The organism is Paraburkholderia solitsugae, assembly GCF_013177695.1.
GTDB classification, from domain to species: Bacteria; Pseudomonadota; Gammaproteobacteria; order Burkholderiales; family Burkholderiaceae; genus Paraburkholderia; species Paraburkholderia solitsugae.
Window position 1 is genome coordinate 1 of sequence record NZ_WOEY01000173.1, and the last position, 13,798, is coordinate 13,798.

15 protein-coding genes and 2 pseudogenes are annotated in these 13,798 nt (G+C 61.3%); 5 read left to right on the forward strand and 12 right to left on the reverse strand.

Annotation, left to right across the window (positions count from 1 at the left end):
• Nucleotides 1-839 precede the first annotated feature (839 nt).
• From hpaI to GNZ12_RS41805, 7 genes are all read right to left on the reverse strand, one after another.
• A complete protein-coding gene (gene hpaI / locus GNZ12_RS41775; RefSeq protein WP_172318548.1) occupies nt 840-1,643 on the reverse strand; it encodes a 4-hydroxy-2-oxoheptanedioate aldolase in 804 nt (267 codons plus the stop codon).
• 9 nt (nt 1,644-1,652) lie between these two features.
• On the reverse strand, nt 1,653-2,456 hold the full coding sequence (gene hpaH, locus GNZ12_RS41780) for a 2-oxo-hept-4-ene-1,7-dioate hydratase (RefSeq protein ID WP_172318550.1): 804 nt from the start codon (nt 2,454-2,456) through the stop codon (nt 1,653-1,655).
• A 140-nt stretch (nt 2,457-2,596) separates the two neighbouring features.
• Nucleotides 2,597-2,995 (reverse strand): 5-carboxymethyl-2-hydroxymuconate Delta-isomerase, encoded by a 399-nt coding sequence (locus tag GNZ12_RS41785; protein ID WP_172318552.1) that lies wholly within the window; start codon nt 2,993-2,995, stop codon nt 2,597-2,599.
• 21 nt (nt 2,996-3,016) lie between these two features.
• The gene (hpaD, locus tag GNZ12_RS41790) at nt 3,017-3,880 is read right to left on the reverse strand and encodes a 3,4-dihydroxyphenylacetate 2,3-dioxygenase (RefSeq protein WP_120308159.1); all 864 of its coding nucleotides are present in this window, start codon (nt 3,878-3,880) and stop codon (nt 3,017-3,019) included.
• A 61-nt stretch (nt 3,881-3,941) separates the two neighbouring features.
• On the reverse strand, nt 3,942-5,399 hold the full coding sequence (gene hpaE, locus GNZ12_RS41795; protein ID WP_172318554.1) for a 5-carboxymethyl-2-hydroxymuconate semialdehyde dehydrogenase: 1,458 nt from the start codon (nt 5,397-5,399) through the stop codon (nt 3,942-3,944).
• Between the two features lie 74 nt (nt 5,400-5,473).
• A complete protein-coding gene (locus tag GNZ12_RS41800; RefSeq protein WP_172318556.1) occupies nt 5,474-6,232 on the reverse strand; it encodes a fumarylacetoacetate hydrolase family protein in 759 nt (252 codons plus the stop codon).
• On the reverse strand, nt 6,229-7,002 hold the full coding sequence (locus GNZ12_RS41805; RefSeq protein ID WP_172318558.1) for a fumarylacetoacetate hydrolase family protein: 774 nt from the start codon (nt 7,000-7,002) through the stop codon (nt 6,229-6,231). The genes GNZ12_RS41800 and GNZ12_RS41805 overlap by 4 nt, the downstream gene beginning before the upstream one ends.
• 179 nt (nt 7,003-7,181) lie before the next feature.
• Here GNZ12_RS41805 and hpaR point away from each other — a divergent pair, with 179 nt between their 5' ends.
• Both hpaR and GNZ12_RS41815 read left to right on the forward strand, forming a co-directional pair.
• Nucleotides 7,182-7,589 (forward strand): homoprotocatechuate degradation operon regulator HpaR, encoded by a 408-nt coding sequence (gene hpaR / locus GNZ12_RS41810; RefSeq protein WP_169488206.1) that lies wholly within the window; start codon nt 7,182-7,184, stop codon nt 7,587-7,589.
• Nucleotides 7,586-7,816, forward strand: coding sequence for a hypothetical protein (locus GNZ12_RS41815; RefSeq protein WP_172318560.1), 231 nt, complete (start codon nt 7,586-7,588; stop codon nt 7,814-7,816). The genes hpaR and GNZ12_RS41815 overlap by 4 nt, the downstream gene beginning before the upstream one ends.
• An 88-nt stretch (nt 7,817-7,904) precedes the next feature.
• Here GNZ12_RS41815 and tssE read toward each other — a convergent pair whose 3' ends face one another.
• A complete protein-coding gene (gene tssE, locus GNZ12_RS41820) occupies nt 7,905-8,327 on the reverse strand; it encodes a type VI secretion system baseplate subunit TssE (protein ID WP_172318562.1) in 423 nt (140 codons plus the stop codon).
• 130 nt (nt 8,328-8,457) lie between these two features.
• A pseudogene (gene tssD / locus GNZ12_RS41825) lies at nt 8,458-8,694 on the reverse strand (type VI secretion system tube protein TssD); the annotation flags it as partial.
• On the opposite strand from tssD, the pseudogene GNZ12_RS41830 reads away from it, so the two are divergent.
• From GNZ12_RS41830 to tssJ, 3 genes and pseudogenes are all read left to right on the forward strand, one after another.
• Nucleotides 8,695-9,012 (forward strand): annotated as a pseudogene (locus GNZ12_RS41830) (type VI secretion system baseplate subunit TssF); the annotation flags it as partial.
• Nucleotides 9,009-10,115 carry a type VI secretion system baseplate subunit TssG gene (tssG, locus tag GNZ12_RS41835; protein WP_172318564.1) on the forward strand — a complete coding sequence of 369 codons (1,107 nt, stop codon included), beginning with the start codon at nt 9,009-9,011 and terminating at the stop codon, nt 10,113-10,115. The pseudogene GNZ12_RS41830 and the gene tssG, both read left to right, overlap by 4 nt.
• Nucleotides 10,116-10,130: 15 nt before the next feature.
• Nucleotides 10,131-10,664 (forward strand): type VI secretion system lipoprotein TssJ, encoded by a 534-nt coding sequence (gene tssJ, locus GNZ12_RS41840; RefSeq protein ID WP_172318566.1) that lies wholly within the window; start codon nt 10,131-10,133, stop codon nt 10,662-10,664.
• 87 nt (nt 10,665-10,751) lie between these two features.
• On the opposite strand, the gene GNZ12_RS41845 is transcribed toward tssJ, so the two are convergent.
• The 3 genes from GNZ12_RS41845 to GNZ12_RS41855 all read right to left on the reverse strand — a co-directional run bounded on the left by GNZ12_RS41845 (nt 10,752) and on the right by GNZ12_RS41855 (nt 13,607).
• Nucleotides 10,752-11,888 carry a DSD1 family PLP-dependent enzyme gene (locus GNZ12_RS41845; RefSeq protein WP_172318568.1) on the reverse strand — a complete coding sequence of 379 codons (1,137 nt, stop codon included), beginning with the start codon at nt 11,886-11,888 and terminating at the stop codon, nt 10,752-10,754.
• A 4-nt stretch (nt 11,889-11,892) separates the two neighbouring features.
• The gene (locus GNZ12_RS41850; protein WP_172318570.1) at nt 11,893-12,570 is read right to left on the reverse strand and encodes an HAD family hydrolase; all 678 of its coding nucleotides are present in this window, start codon (nt 12,568-12,570) and stop codon (nt 11,893-11,895) included.
• Nucleotides 12,571-12,701: 131 nt separating this feature from the next.
• Entirely contained in the window at nt 12,702-13,607 is a 906-nt protein-coding gene (locus GNZ12_RS41855; protein WP_172318572.1) for a LysR family transcriptional regulator, read from the reverse strand.
• Between the last annotated feature and the right edge of the window lie 191 nt (nt 13,608-13,798).

Sequence of the window (13,798 nt, forward strand, 5' to 3'; positions counted from 1 at the left end):
CTTCAGGCGTTTTGCACGATCCGATCGTACTTGGCTACCTTACGCAAACAACGCCGTCCGCTTGTTGATGCTCTCGCTCTGAGCTTCGCCGGTCATGTGCCTTCGCCCTTAACTGCTGAATAGTTACCCTGCCGCAAAGAAAAGTAGGCAAAAGAAAGCGGCTCACACCGCTAGCTCATAAGCGGGTCCCCTGGCTTGGAGGGCGTAGTGGTGCATCTGGAATCCGTGCCCTCGCGCATTCTGCGTTAGTGACAAGGGAGTCATCAGCTCCCACTCCGCACTGCGTGCGTCGCGGATGGGTCTACCAGGGAAACCTGGTGCTTCGTTTGGGCGTGGCGGGGGCCATCGGCTTCGCCTCGGCGACGCGTCTGTGCCCTTACGAGCGAAGCCTCACTTCGAATGCAATGTCTGGCGGTGGCCGCGCAATGACGCGCTAGTGTTCGAGCAAAGACGCGGGAGCCAAACGCAGCGCGCGGGTTTAAGAAATGCGCGTCGGCGCGCGCAGCGCCGCCGGAAGTATGACTGCTTAGTCACCAGGGCGGAATGTGCGAGAACACAGATTCCAGATGCACCACTACCGTGGCTGTGCGAGGGACCCGCTTAAGAATTTGCGGTTTGAGCCGCTTTCTTTTGCCTAGCCCCGCACAGGGGCGACGCTAATAAACCAACATCAATTCAAGGAAAGGCCAACGCCGTAGGCATGCAGACAAACAGGCGCCGCGAAGGCAAAAAACCAATCAAGGCCCATCGCCGCAGGCAAACAGCAGACCAAGCACCGCGAAGGCAAAAACAAGCCCGCCGCGCGGCGCCCCTGATGCCTGGCAGGCACCCCTTACCTCTCAATACCCGCCCTTCACAGGCGTCGCCGCACAGGCAGTCTTCTTGTACGCTGCAGCCAGATCCGCCGCCGCGCGACTCAATAAACCTGTGTCCGTCCCCACCGCCACAAACGTCGCGCCCGCCGCGACATACTCCGCGGCAATCCCCGGGTCCGGTGCTAGCACGCCCGCCGCTTTGCCGGCGCCCCGCACTTTCCCGATGCCCTTGCATATCGCGTCGCGTACACCCGCATCACCAGGCTTACCCAGCAATCCCATCGATGCACTCAGGTCCGACGGACCAAAAAACACACCGTCAATGCCGTCCACCGCCGCAATCGCCGAAAGATTCTCCATGCCTTGCACGGTTTCTACCTGCACCACCACACACAACTCCGCCGCCGCCGTGTGCAGGTAGTCCGGTATCCGGTTCCAACGCGATGCCCGCGCCAACGCGCTCCCCACGCCACGAATACCCTGCGGCGGATAGCGCGTCGCCGCGACAGCATCCGCAGCCTGCTCCGCAGTGTCGATCATCGGCAGCAACAAGGTCTGCACGCCTATATCGAGTAACTGCTTGATCAACGCGCTATCGCTGCGCACCGGACGCACCACCGGATGCGATGCGTACGCAGCCACAGCCTGTAATTGCGCCAGCGTGCTGCGTACATCGTTCGGTGCGTGCTCGTTGTCAATCAACAGCCAATCGAATCCGGCCGTGGCCAGCAATTCGGTCACGTAGGCATCGGCAAGCGCCGCCCATAAGCCGAATTGTGGCCTGCCTTCAGTCAGCGCGCGCTTGAATGTGTTTTGCGGTAAGGACATGTCGGCAACTCAAATGAAATTCAAACCAATGCCGCCGAGCGGGCCATAGTCAACGTGGAACGTGTCGCCCGCTCGTGCCGGAATCGGGCTCGTGAACGAGCCGCTCAGAATCACGTCGTTCGCGTTCAGTCCTTCATCGTAGGGAGCAATCTTGTTCGCGAGCCATGCAACGCCCGTGGCAGGGTGATTCAGCACCGCGGCAGCGAGTCCGCTTTCTTCCACAGCGCCGTTCTTGTAAAGCAATGCGCCTACCCAACGAAGGTCGACGTCCATCGGACGCACCGGACGGCCACCCAATACAATGCCGGCATTGGCCGCGAAGTCCGAAATGGTGTCGTACACCTTGCGCGGCGCCTTCGTCTCGCGGTCGAATTGTTCGATGCGCGCGTCGATAATTTCCACCGCAGGCGTCACGTAAGCCGTGGCATCCAGAACATCGAATAGCGTGATGCCAGGACCCTTCAAGGGTTTGCTCAATACGAATGCCAATTCCACTTCCACTCGCGGTGCAATGAAGCGGTCGGTGCGGATGTCCTGGCCGCTTTCGATGAACATGCTGTCGAGCAACGGCGCGTAGTCCGGTTCGTCGATCTGCGACGAACGCTGCATCGCGCGCGAAGTCAGGCCGATCTTGCGCCCCTTGATCACATGGCCTTCGGCCAGTTTGAGCTTCACCCACTCGCGCTGAATCGCGTACCCGTCTTCTACCGTCATCCCGGGATACCTGGCCGAGAAGTGGCGCAACTGAGTGCGCGTTTTCTCAGCGTTGTCGAGTTCCGCCGCAAGATCGCGGATTGTCTGTTCGTCTAGCATGATGGATTCTCTATTAGCGGCTGCCGCGCCCAGCTACCGGGTCGGAATATTAAACCGGAGCGTCAAGCCCGGGTCCCAGGCCCAAGTCCCAGGCCAAGGTTTCAGGCCAAGGTTTCAGGCTCAGGCCTCAAGCCTAGGTATTAGGCCTTAAGCCGTGCGTGCAAATTGTTGTGTTTCCACGTGCCGGCTTCGCTGAATTCATTGATCTCCAGCGACAACGCCAAGCCGTGTTTTTCAAACTCTGCGGCGAAGTGCTGTTTGATCGCATCAAACAGTGCGTCTCCGGTCGCCTTTTTTGCGGCGTCCGAGCGGCCCGCGGCGATCTTCAGGTTCGCATGCAGGAAGGCGGCGTCGGGCCGTCCGTCAGCGATGCTGTACTGCTCGCAACGCAAGGCGCGCACGCGGATGCCGCCGAGCGGAAAAACGCGTTGGTCGTTCTCGCGCTGCGTGTCAAGGCAAGCCGCGAGCGATGTGCAAAGCTGCCCAATGCTTGCTTCATCAGCAAGATTGGCGCTGTATTCGAGTGTCAAATGTGGCACAGCAAGCTCCTTTCTCAGGACTTAAGCGGGCAGGGGCGTCACGGGGAAGATCGCATTAATCTGGCCGGTGCCCGAACTGCCGAAATACGGCGTTACGACCTCAACCTTGCCGTCGTAACGATCCCAACCGAGTGCGCCGAGCAGCATCGCCGTGTCGTGCATGCCGCCTTCGCCCCAGCATTTCTCGTTATAGAGCGGCAGCATCTCGCAGAAGGTCTTCCAGTCGCCAGCTTCCCACAATTCGACCACCCTGCGGTCCATCTGTTCGAGAAATGGGCTCCACACCTTGTGCATGAACTGCTCGGCGGTGCCGTTGTTGGCGAAGTGGTGGCTCAACGAACCGCTCGCCAGAATCGCCACGGTGCCGTCGTAACGCTCCTCGATGGCCTTGCGTACCGCGAGGCCGAAGCGCGCGCTGGTTTCGAGGTCGTGCCACATGCACCAGCCGGCTACCGATACGGTCTTGAAGTGCTGATCGCTATTCATATAGCGCATGGGCACCAGCGTGCCGTATTCGAGTTCGAGCGTGGTCTCGCTGTGCGCGCGGCTCTTGACGCCCATTTCGTTGGCGACTTCCGCGATCAGATCGCCGAGTCCGACATTGCCGGGATACGCGTACGGCATGTTCTTTATGAAGTGCGGCAGTTCGTTGCTCGTATAGACACCTTCGAACTTCGGCGCGCAATTGATGTGGTATTCGCTGTTCACCAGCCAATGCACGTCGAATACGACGATCGTGTCCACACCCAATTCCCGGCAACGGCGGCCGATTTCATGATGGCCGTCGATCGCGGGCTGACGGCAGCCCTTATGCGGACCGTCGAGTTCGGACAGATACAACGACGGGACGTGGGTCACTTTTGCTGCCAACGCGAGTTTGCCCATCGCGGTCTCCTATTCTGTGTGGCGCAAGGCGTGATGCACTCGCGCGAAAATGACCGGCACGTCAGACGCCCCAGCGCGGAATGTGATGCGAGCCGAGCGATACGCACACGTTCTTCGGTTCGAGGAACACCTCGTAGCTCCACGTGCCGCCTTCGCGGCCCACGCCCGATGCTTTCGTGCCGCCGAACGGTTGGCGCAGATCGCGCACGTTCTGGCTGTTGACGAAGCACATGCCCGCCTGGACGGCTGCAGCGACGCGCAGCGCGCGGCCAGTGCTCTCGGTCCAGATGTAGCTCGACAAACCGTAGGAGATGTCGTTGGCGAGTTTGATCGCGTCAGCTTCGTCGTCGAACGGAATCAGGCAGGCAACCGGGCCAAAGATCTCTTCCTGCGCGATCCGCATGCGGTTGTCGACGTCGACGAACACCGTCGGCTGAACAAAGTTGCCTTTGCGCATGGCGTCGGGCAAGTCGGGGGCATCGAGTCCGCCGCACGCGAGCGTCGCGCCTTCTTTCGGACCCAGTTCGATATAGCTGCGCACTTTGGCCAGGTGCCCCTGGCTGATCATCGGGCCGACGATCGTGCTGTCAGCCAGCGGGTCGCCCACCGTCAAGCGTTTCGCGCGCTCGATGAAACGCTCGGCAAAACGCGCATAAATCGAGCGTTGCACCAGAATGCGTGAACCCGCGGTACAGCGTTCGCCGTTGTTCGAGAAGATCATGAACACGGCGGCATCGAGGGCGCGCTCGAAATCGGCGTCGTCGAAAATCACGAAGGGCGACTTGCCGCCCAGTTCCATTGAAAACTTTTTCAGGCCGGCCGTTTGCACGATACGGTTGCCGGTTGCCGTCGAACCCGTGAACGACACCGCATGCACGTCCGGGTGTGCCACCAGCGGTTCGCCAGTGTCCTTGCCGAAGCCGTGCACGACGTTCAGCACGCCTGCGGGAATCCCGGCTTCGAGGGCGAGATTGCCGAGCATCGAAGCGGTCAGCGGCGACAGTTCGCTCATCTTCAACACAGCGGTATTGCCGAACGCGAGACAGGGGGCGACTTTCCACGTTGCCGTCATGAATGGGACGTTCCACGGCGAGATCAGCGCACAGACGCCGACCGGATGGAACAGCGTGTAGTTCAGATGCGTATCGGTGGGGTACGTATGACCGTCGACGCGCGTGCACATCTCCGCGAAATAGCTGAAGTTGTCAGCGGCGCGCGGCACGAGTTGCTTGCGCGTCTGCGAGATCGTCTGGCCGGTGTCTTTCGTCTCGGTCTCCGAGATGTCCGGCACGTTCTTCGCGATCAACTCGCCGAGCTTGCGAATGATTTTTGCGCGTTCCGCCGCGGGTTTGCCGGCCCATGCCGGAAACGCTTCTTTGGCCGCGCGCACGGCGGCGTCGACCTCTTCCGCACCGCCGCGGGCGACTTCGGCGAGCACGTCTTGCGTCGCCGGATTGACGGTCTCGAAGTAGTCTTTCGCGGCGCTGGATTTGCCGTTGATCAGATGGTCGATTCGCATTGCGTTGTCCTTTCTCTTTTGTCGATCGGAGTTGGTGCAAAGCACTTACTCCAATCCCATGCAAAGCCTGTCGATCAGGCGCGGCCGAAGTCCGCGTCGGATGCAATCGTATTGACGAGACGGCCAAGGCCGTCGATTTCACAGACCACTTCGTCGCCCGCATTGACGTTGACGATGCCTTCCGGCGTGCCGGTCAGGATCACGTCGCCGGGTGCGAGGGTCATGAAGCTGCTCAGGTATTCGATCAACGCCGGGATATCGGTGACGAGATCGCGCGTGTTGCCGTGTTGCTGCCGCGTGCCGTTCACAAACGTGCGTAATTCGAGTTGCGTGACATCTTCGACATCGGCGGCATCGACGAACCAGGGGCCGAGCACCGTGCCGCCGTCGCGATTCTTCACGCGCAGGTTGGGGCGGTAATAGTTTTCCAGGTAGTCGCGGATCGCGTAGTCGTTGGCGATCATGTAGCCGGCCACATGCTGCATGGCGTTTTTGCGCTTGACGTTCTGCGCGGTTTGCCCGATCACGACAGCCAGCTCGCACTCGTAGTGCATGAAGGTGACGTCGGCGGGGCGGCGCGTGAAGCCTCGGTGACCGATGACCGTGCCCGGGCCTTTGAGAAAGACCAAAGGCTCTTCCTGCTTGTTGAACTGCAATTCCTTTGCATGCTCCGCGTAGTTCAAGCCGAGCGCGAAGATCGTGCCGACCTCGATCGGCGCGAGCCACACCACTTCATCTTCACGACGCACGCGCCCATCGGCGAGGCGCACGCCGTTGGCGTCGGGATAGGCTTCGTGAATCGCCCCTGCATACGCAACACGGCCGCGCATCATTGCTGTTCTCCATCTTGTTCGTCTGCACCGACAAACGACACATCGAGGGGCGATAATCCGCCAATCGATAGCGTGGCCGTGTCGCCGATATGGGCAACCGGCGAACCATGAGGCACGCCAAGCGTAATGACGTCACCCGCGTTAAGTGTCATGAAATCGCTGACGTCCGCAATCAACCGCGCCACGTTGCGTACCGACGAGGCAGTTCCCGCAGTGAAGACCTCACGTCCGGCAAGCGCAACCTTGATCGTCAGATCGTCCGGCGCAGCAACATGACGCGCCGCAACCACCGCCGGTCCGATCACGCAAAAGCCGTCGCGCGCCCGGAACCGTACCGACGGCCGGTACACGCTCGCATGCGGCACGCTCAGATCGGCAACCAGCGTGTAGCCGGCGATATAGTCGAACGCCTGGCCCGCACTGACGCGTGTAGCAGTGCGGCCAATCACGATACCCAGCGAAGCGCCGACCTCCACACCAAATGCGTTGTCAGGCACGACAACACGGGCGCGATGACCCGCGAACGTATTGCGCGGCTTCAGATAGAGAACGGGCGCTTTGGGCGGTGCTTTATACGGAGCGGCATGCACCGCGTCGCCCAATGCTTCCAGCGCGGCGCGGTCGTTCAGCAACGTTCCATAGACAGCGCCGGAAACCGGCGCGCGGCAGGCCACGCCACGTGCGAGCAGCGCGGCAACGGTGTGCGCATCCACGTCGCGAGGCAGCGCGTCGCCTTCCGGATGCAGCAGGTGATCGGCAAGTGCAAACATAAAGCAGCTGTCTCCCGGGAAAAACACTAACATGTTAGTAGTATTGCGCTTGATATCATCCACGGTCAATAGCCTGTCGGCTGATTGCGGGTTTTCCCTTAAGTTTCGACGGCTGCCTTTACCTATCTTCCGCCATGTCCGCTTCCGCCTCTACCCGAGTTTTGCACCGCAACCTGCCGATGTTGTTGCTGCGCGCCAGAGAAAAAATGATGGAGCGCTTCCGCCCATTGATTACCGCGCACGGACTGACCGAACAGCAATGGCGCGTGATTCGTGCGCTCAATGAGCACGGTCCGATGGAGCCGCGTCACATTTCCGATATCTGCACGATTTCGAGCCCGAGCATGGCCGGCGTGCTCGCGCGCATGGAAAGCATGGAGCTGGTCACCAAGGAGCGTTTCGCGGAAGACCAGCGCCGCGTGCTGGTGTCGCTCACCGACACGAGTGTGGATCTGGTGCGCGTGATCTCGAAGGATCTCGAAGCGCACTATCGCGAGTTGGAGCGCAAGGTCGGGCCGGAAATCGTCGAGCGCGTGTATCGCGCGGTCGACGATCTGCTTGCCGGCCTCGAAGAAGAGGACGAGTGACGCAGCGGTTCAATCGCCCTGGCCGGGCGTCGGCGCGTTTGCAGCAGCGTTGTCTCCGCGACGAGATGATCGGCGTCCTGCTCGGCCTGATCGGTGCGGGCGTGGGCGTGTCGTACGCGTTGACCGCATTGCTACCGACCTTCGCAGTGGCTGGCGTGCTCGCGGCGAAGAAACTCAAGCAACGCGACCGTACCGCGTTTGAACGGCTGGGGCGATCGAGGTTGTAACGGATGAGGTGGCACAGCCGCACTTATCACCGTGATTAGATCCGATACTGGTACAACGCTTTAGCTGGTTTCGCCTGACCGGCCCAGCTCAGCGTTCCCCCTGAATCCGCTGCACACGCATACGGCCCGGTGGCTCGAAGTAGGTTCCGAACCGTACCAGTCCGGCCTTCTTCAGGTGACACGTCATTTCGTAGCTCACCAGGACGCCGGGGTCAGGATTGTCGATGTATTCCACGTCGATTGATCGGATGCGAGGCTCGTACACAAGCAGTGTCGCCTCCATCTGCTGCTTGAGCGAATGCGCCGAAGCAGGTAGCGCCTTGTAGATGTTCGTGGGATCCGGTAGTCCGTAATCGGGCAGGTGCTTGAGCGCGCCCGCCCGTGCGTTGAGAATGCGACGGATGTTTTGCTGGACGCTCAGTATCTCGAGTGTCCTGTCGTCGTAGGCATCCAGCGGCTCACCACCGATCTGGCCAAGCAGTTTGTCGTACAAGGAAGGGCCGACTGGCATCGCGTTCTCCGTCAGGTACGGGCGGCATGAATAAGAAGCGCCAGCCCGTGCAAGGCGGACTGGCGAAAGGAGGCGAAGCAGTCCCCGACCTCGAGGGATCAAGTAGCCCGTGCCAGCCTCCTTGAGAACCTTACGAGCGTTCGTTCCAGCTGTCGGCGTGAATGATATTGCCGTCCTTGTACGACCACGTAATCTTCTCGTAGCGCAGTTCGACGTCTTCGAGGTGGTTGTGCTTCTCGTAGGCGGGGTTCTTGATGTCGAGCATCTTCGGCTTGACCGCGACGACTTTCACGTTGTCGAGCTTCGTGTTGAAGTATTCCTTCTCCTTGCCCGCATCATCGATCTTGTACCACTTGATCTCGATCGACGGGGAGCTCTCGCGCTCTATGACTGGACCAACGACGAGCTCAACCGCCGCCGCCTCGCGGGCATCCTGCACGTGTCGGAGGAATTGCTGGAAGAGGTGTCGGGTGGGTCGGTCGAGCGGGGCGTGTTGATCGAGGTCACGCTCGACAGTCACGCATTCGCAGGCGTTGGCGACGTGATGCTGTTCGGTGAACTGCTGCATCAGTTCTTCGCGCTATACGCGGAAATCAACCTGTTCACGAAGCTCGCAATCGTGAGCCTGCCGTCGCAGCAGCGTACTGAATGGCCGCGCAGCAAGGCGCTGCGCTCCCCGCTATGAGGCCCAGAGAACTACCCAACCTGGAGCCGCTGGTCGCGTCGTTGCTCGCACGCGCTCCGAAGATGAACTTCATGCAGTTGTGTCGGCTGCTCGAAGTGCGCGTATCGGAGCATCCTGGCTTCGGTACGCGTGATACGCCGGAACATGAACCCGTGAGATTCCGCCCGCGAGCTCGCGTCGGCTTTCCGGCCGGCGAAATCGCCTCAGTCGAGTTTGACGAGGAGGGCGTCACGTATGGATCCAATGCCCCGCCGACTGTGCGCACGACGTTCATGGGTTTGTACGGCGTGGACGCGGCAATGCCCTCGCACATGATCGACGACATCGTGCTGCGAACGGAAGGACACGAAGCACTCGAAGCGTTCCTCGACCAGTTCAATCACCGGATTGTCACGCTACTGTATCGCGCGTCGAAGAAGTACCGCTATCCGATCGGCTTTCGTCCAGGCGGCACCGATGCCCATTCGCGCAAGCTGCTGAGTCTCGCCGGCTTCGGCTGGGGTGAGAAACCGGCGCGCGCCGGGCTGCCCGACTCGCGGGTACTCCCGCTGCTAGGACTGCTGATCCAGCGTACGCGTACCCCTGAAGGTCTTGCCGGTGTCGTGGCACTCGCCGTGCCCGGTGTCGATGTTCTTGTCGACGAGTTCTTCCCGACCCTCAAGGGCGCGGGCAAGCCTCAACCGCTCACGTCTGCGGGCACTGCCGACGGCGCACAGGGCGAGGGCAGGCGCCGTGGCCTCGGTGGCGGCTACGTGCTGGGCACGCGCGTCGCGTACCGGAGCCGGGCCGCCCGCGTCACGTTGCGGCCAGCGAGTGCGGAACAGGCCCACGACCTGTTGCCCGGAGCGTGGCTGCACCGTGAACTGATGGCCTTTATCCGCCTGTACGCTGGTACGAAGGCCGACGTGTTCCTGCGCATGGAAGTATCGTCGCGCATCGCACCCGCACCGAAAATCGGCGCGGCGCACGAAGGTCCGGCGCCACGTCTTGCGTGGACCACGATCCTGCCTTCAGACGACGAACGTCTGATCACCATTCCGCTCGGTTCTTACGAAGCATTTCCGGCTCCGGAGCCGAACCCGTTCCTTGCGCCGCTTGACTGATTCTGGAGTACCCGTATGTCCATCCGTTTAACGACGACTCTCCTTGCCGCCAGTCTAATGCTCAGCGCATGTGGTGCATGGCAGACAGTGTCGGACTCGACCTCAAGCGTGGTTCACGCCGTCTTCTACAAACAGGTAAAAGTGCTGAACGTCGACCTCACCGCGCGCGCTGCGGTCAACCCCGACGAAGCAATGCGATCGACCTCAGTCGCCGTGCGTGTGTACCAGCTCAAGGATCGCAAGCTCTTCGACAAGGCGTCGTATGACGATCTGCTGAAGAACGACAAGACCGTCCTCGCGCAGGATCTGCAGGCCAGCGTTGCGACGGTAGTGAATCCCGGCGCTTCCGCAAGCGTGTCGCAGCCGATGCAACCCGACACGGAATACGTGGGTATCGTCGCGTTCTACCGGGACCCGAATTCGAATGGAACCTGGCGTCGCGTGGTACCGAAGAAGAAACTGTCGGCAGATGCGCCACTCAAGCTCGAACTGGTCGACCGGCAACTGGTCGTGTCGGGCGACGTGGCAGCATCGGTTCTGATTCAATGAGGACGGCATGGCATGGCATGGCATGGCATGGCATGGCATGGCACGGCACGGCGAGGCGAGGCGCCGCGTCAGCGCCTTACCCGTCCCTCACCAACCTTGAAAACGTCTCCACTCGACACTGCTGCCATCCGCCGAAACAGCGTGATACTCCGGAAACTGCGCACCGGTCGCGCAGGCATGATTCGGCAGGATGCGCAGCTTCATACCGATCGGAAAGCGCTGCGCGATGTCGTCCACATGCGCGCCTTCTTCCGATGACGACAGAATCCCGTGCTCCTGATTGGCGCCGCTGACGACGAAACCCGCTAGTGGTGTTCCGTTCAGCAAACACGGCTGGCCGTAGCCGAAATCGTGCGGCTGCTTCGAGGTGCCGCGATCGCGGCTCATCGCCATCCAGCCTGCGTCGAGAATCGCCCAGCCCTTGTCCGCCTGATGGCCGATCACGGTGGCCAGCACGCTGAGGGCGATATCTTCAAGTCCGCACACGCCGACGTTGTGCATGACCAGATCGAAAAAAACGTACACACCCGCTCGCACTTCGGTCACGCCATCCAGTTGCCCGGCGGCCAGCGCCGTGGGCGTCGATCCGACGCTGACGGCCGGGCACGGAATGCCTGCGTCGCGCAGCCGCTCTGCCGCGCGCACGCAGCCTGCGCGCTCCTGCTCGGCTAGCGCGGCTAGCGCCTCCGGCGTATGAAGCTCGTAGCTGGAGCCGGCGTGGGTCATCACGCCACCTACCTTGATGCCGTTCTCATGCAGAATCCGGCCGACTTCGAGCAGCGTGTCCTGTTCCGGCGTAATACCGGAGCGGTGGCCATCGGTGTCCACCTCGATCCACACGTCGAAGGTTTCGCCGTGCTGGTCCGCAAATGCGGTGATGGCCGTGGCGGCGGTCGGATTGTCCACCACGAGTTTCAGATCGCAACCCTGGCGGCGAAGCGCCAGCGCTCGCGGCAGCTTTGAGGGCGCGATGCTGACCGCGTAAAGGATATCGCTGACGCCGGCCGCAAAGAAAGCCTCCGCCTCTTTGAGAGTCGAGACCGTGATGCCGCGCGCACCGGCGGCGATCTGCGCACGGACCACGTCGATGCATTTGGTGGTTTTGACGTGCGGACGGAATGCCACGCCCAGCGTGTTCATGTGCGCCTGCATCCGCGCGATGTTCTTCTGCATCCGGGGGATGTCGATCAGCGCGGCAGGGGTGTCGATGCGGTCGAGTTTCATGCTTTCACCGGGGAATAGAGTGGCTTTCCGCGTGGCCGAAACGGCTGAGCCATGGGATCAGCGAGTCGAGCGTCGGCGCCTCGATTTCGGGCGGCTGTGCACCCGCCACCAGCGGCAGACCGACACGATTGTGCCAGTATGTCCTTAAGCCGACCGCAGCCGTGCCGAACATGTCGTAGCTGGAGCCTGCCACGAACGCGGCCTCATGCGCGCTTACGCCGAGTTTGCCGAGCGCGAGCCGGTAAGGCAACGAGTCCGGCTTGTACATCCCGGCTTCTTCAGCGGTGACGATGGCGTCCCAGCGGATCGGGAGCAACGCGGCGGCCTGCGTACCGAGGCGAATGGAGCAGTTAGTGACAACCGCCAGTTTGCAATGTGGACTGAGCGCCTGCAATGCATCGACGGCGCCGCTCCATGGCGCAAGCTTCAGCCAGTCCGCTTCGAGCGCGAGCGCGGCGGATTCCGGCAGCCCAACTTCGGTGGCTGCCGCGCGCACCAATTGTTCATACGCAATGTAGCGACCGCAGCCGTAGGTCAGGCGCAAATAGGCGGCACGCCACGCACGGCCCGCCGCTTCGGAGCCCGCGGCGTGATTCCATGACGTCCACGAGTCGAGCAAGGCGGTCAGGAGGTCGAAGAGGACCGCCTTGGGGTAGGCGGTTGGGGTCGAAACAGAAGTCATTGATTTAACCGGCGAAGGACGGTAAGCCGATTATAAAGTTTCATTACTCGCGTGGAGTTCAGTCAGGCTAACTCTCAAATTCAGTTTGAGTGAACGTGCCATTCGCGAAGTGATTCACCCCGTTTCACGCTCTATCTCCTCCACGGTGGCAATGGCCTGAATCTACCCTGCAAATACTGCATGAAATGCCGCGTGCGCGCCGGCAATCCCGCCCGCTGATGCGTCAGCGCGATCACGTTAGCCTCCGGCGCTTTCCAGCCTTGCAGCAGCCGGACGAGTTTTCCTTTGGCGATGTCGTCGGCCACGTCCCATTCGGAGCGCAGGATTACACCGCGGCCTTCGCAAGCCCATTGGCGGATCACGTCGCCGTCGTTGCAACTCAAATGCGGAGAAACGCGCACGCTGCGACGCGTGCGGCCTTTGCTGAACTGCCACAGCGAGACATCTTCGTTGTTCTCGCGCAGTACGATGCATGGCAGCTTGCTCAATTCTTCCGGCGACTCCGGCTGACCAAGCCGCTTGATGATCGCCGGTGCGGCGCATACGAAGCGCGCATTCGGTGCTATCGCATAGCCGACCAGATTCGATACCGGCAACTCGCCGATATGCACGACAATGTCGAAGCGGTCTATTGTCTCGGTCAACGGCTGGTCGGACAGCGTGAGCACCACGTCAATAGCCGGGTTCTGCTGTTGGAAGTCGGCGATGGCGGGCGCAAGGTGTCGCCGGCCAAATCCCAGCGGCGCATTGATTTTCAGCGTGCCGATCAGACCGCCCCGGCGCGTCTGCAAGTCTTCGAACAGCGAGTCGAACTGCTGGACCAGTTCGGCGCCGCGTTCGCACAGGAGCGTGCCTTCTTCCGTGAACTGCAAACGGCGCGCGGTGCGGTTGAGCAGTTGCGTGCCGAGTTTCTTTTCCAGTTGCTGCAGGCGCTGGGTCACCGCGGAGGGCGACAGTCCCAGTTTTCGCGCTGCGGCGATCAGGCTGCCACTCTCGCGGATGGTCAGCAGAAACCGGATGTCGGCTGAGTTGTTCATGGCAGCCACTTTTGAGTTCGGAAGACTGGCAGCTTAAAGCGTTTGAATGCGCTGTTCCAGTGCATGACAGGACGTGATCGCAAGGCAAACGGATACTTTCGTAACGCAGTCGACAGCTTGACCCGCTAAAGTGTGCGTTTGAGCCAAGGGGGCAGGCTGCGCCTGCCGTCCATCGATTCGTTGTCGCTTCC

What these genes read in the sequence shown, in the direction of transcription:
- hpaI (WP_172318548.1), bottom strand. Translation starts at nt 1,643, where the DNA reads ATGTCCTTACCGCAAAACACATTCAAGCGCGCGCTGACTGAAGGCAGG.
- hpaH (WP_172318550.1), bottom strand. Translation starts at nt 2,456, where the DNA reads ATGCTAGACGAACAGACAATCCGCGATCTTGCGGCGGAACTCGACAAC.
- hpaD (WP_120308159.1), bottom strand. Translation starts at nt 3,880, where the DNA reads ATGGGCAAACTCGCGTTGGCAGCAAAAGTGACCCACGTCCCGTCGTTG.
- hpaE (WP_172318554.1), bottom strand. Translation starts at nt 5,399, where the DNA reads ATGCGAATCGACCATCTGATCAACGGCAAATCCAGCGCCGCGAAAGAC.
- GNZ12_RS41800 (WP_172318556.1), bottom strand. Translation starts at nt 6,232, where the DNA reads ATGATGCGCGGCCGTGTTGCGTATGCAGGGGCGATTCACGAAGCCTAT.
- GNZ12_RS41805 (WP_172318558.1), bottom strand. Translation starts at nt 7,002, where the DNA reads ATGTTTGCACTTGCCGATCACCTGCTGCATCCGGAAGGCGACGCGCTG.
- hpaR (WP_169488206.1), top strand. Translation starts at nt 7,182, where the DNA reads ATGTTGTTGCTGCGCGCCAGAGAAAAAATGATGGAGCGCTTCCGCCCA.
- tssE (WP_172318562.1), bottom strand. Translation starts at nt 8,327, where the DNA reads ATGCCAGTCGGCCCTTCCTTGTACGACAAACTGCTTGGCCAGATCGGT.
- tssG (WP_172318564.1), top strand. Translation starts at nt 9,009, where the DNA reads ATGAGGCCCAGAGAACTACCCAACCTGGAGCCGCTGGTCGCGTCGTTG.
- tssJ (WP_172318566.1), top strand. Translation starts at nt 10,131, where the DNA reads ATGTCCATCCGTTTAACGACGACTCTCCTTGCCGCCAGTCTAATGCTC.
- GNZ12_RS41845 (WP_172318568.1), bottom strand. Translation starts at nt 11,888, where the DNA reads ATGAAACTCGACCGCATCGACACCCCTGCCGCGCTGATCGACATCCCC.
- GNZ12_RS41850 (WP_172318570.1), bottom strand. Translation starts at nt 12,570, where the DNA reads ATGACTTCTGTTTCGACCCCAACCGCCTACCCCAAGGCGGTCCTCTTC.
- GNZ12_RS41855 (WP_172318572.1), bottom strand. Translation starts at nt 13,607, where the DNA reads ATGAACAACTCAGCCGACATCCGGTTTCTGCTGACCATCCGCGAGAGT.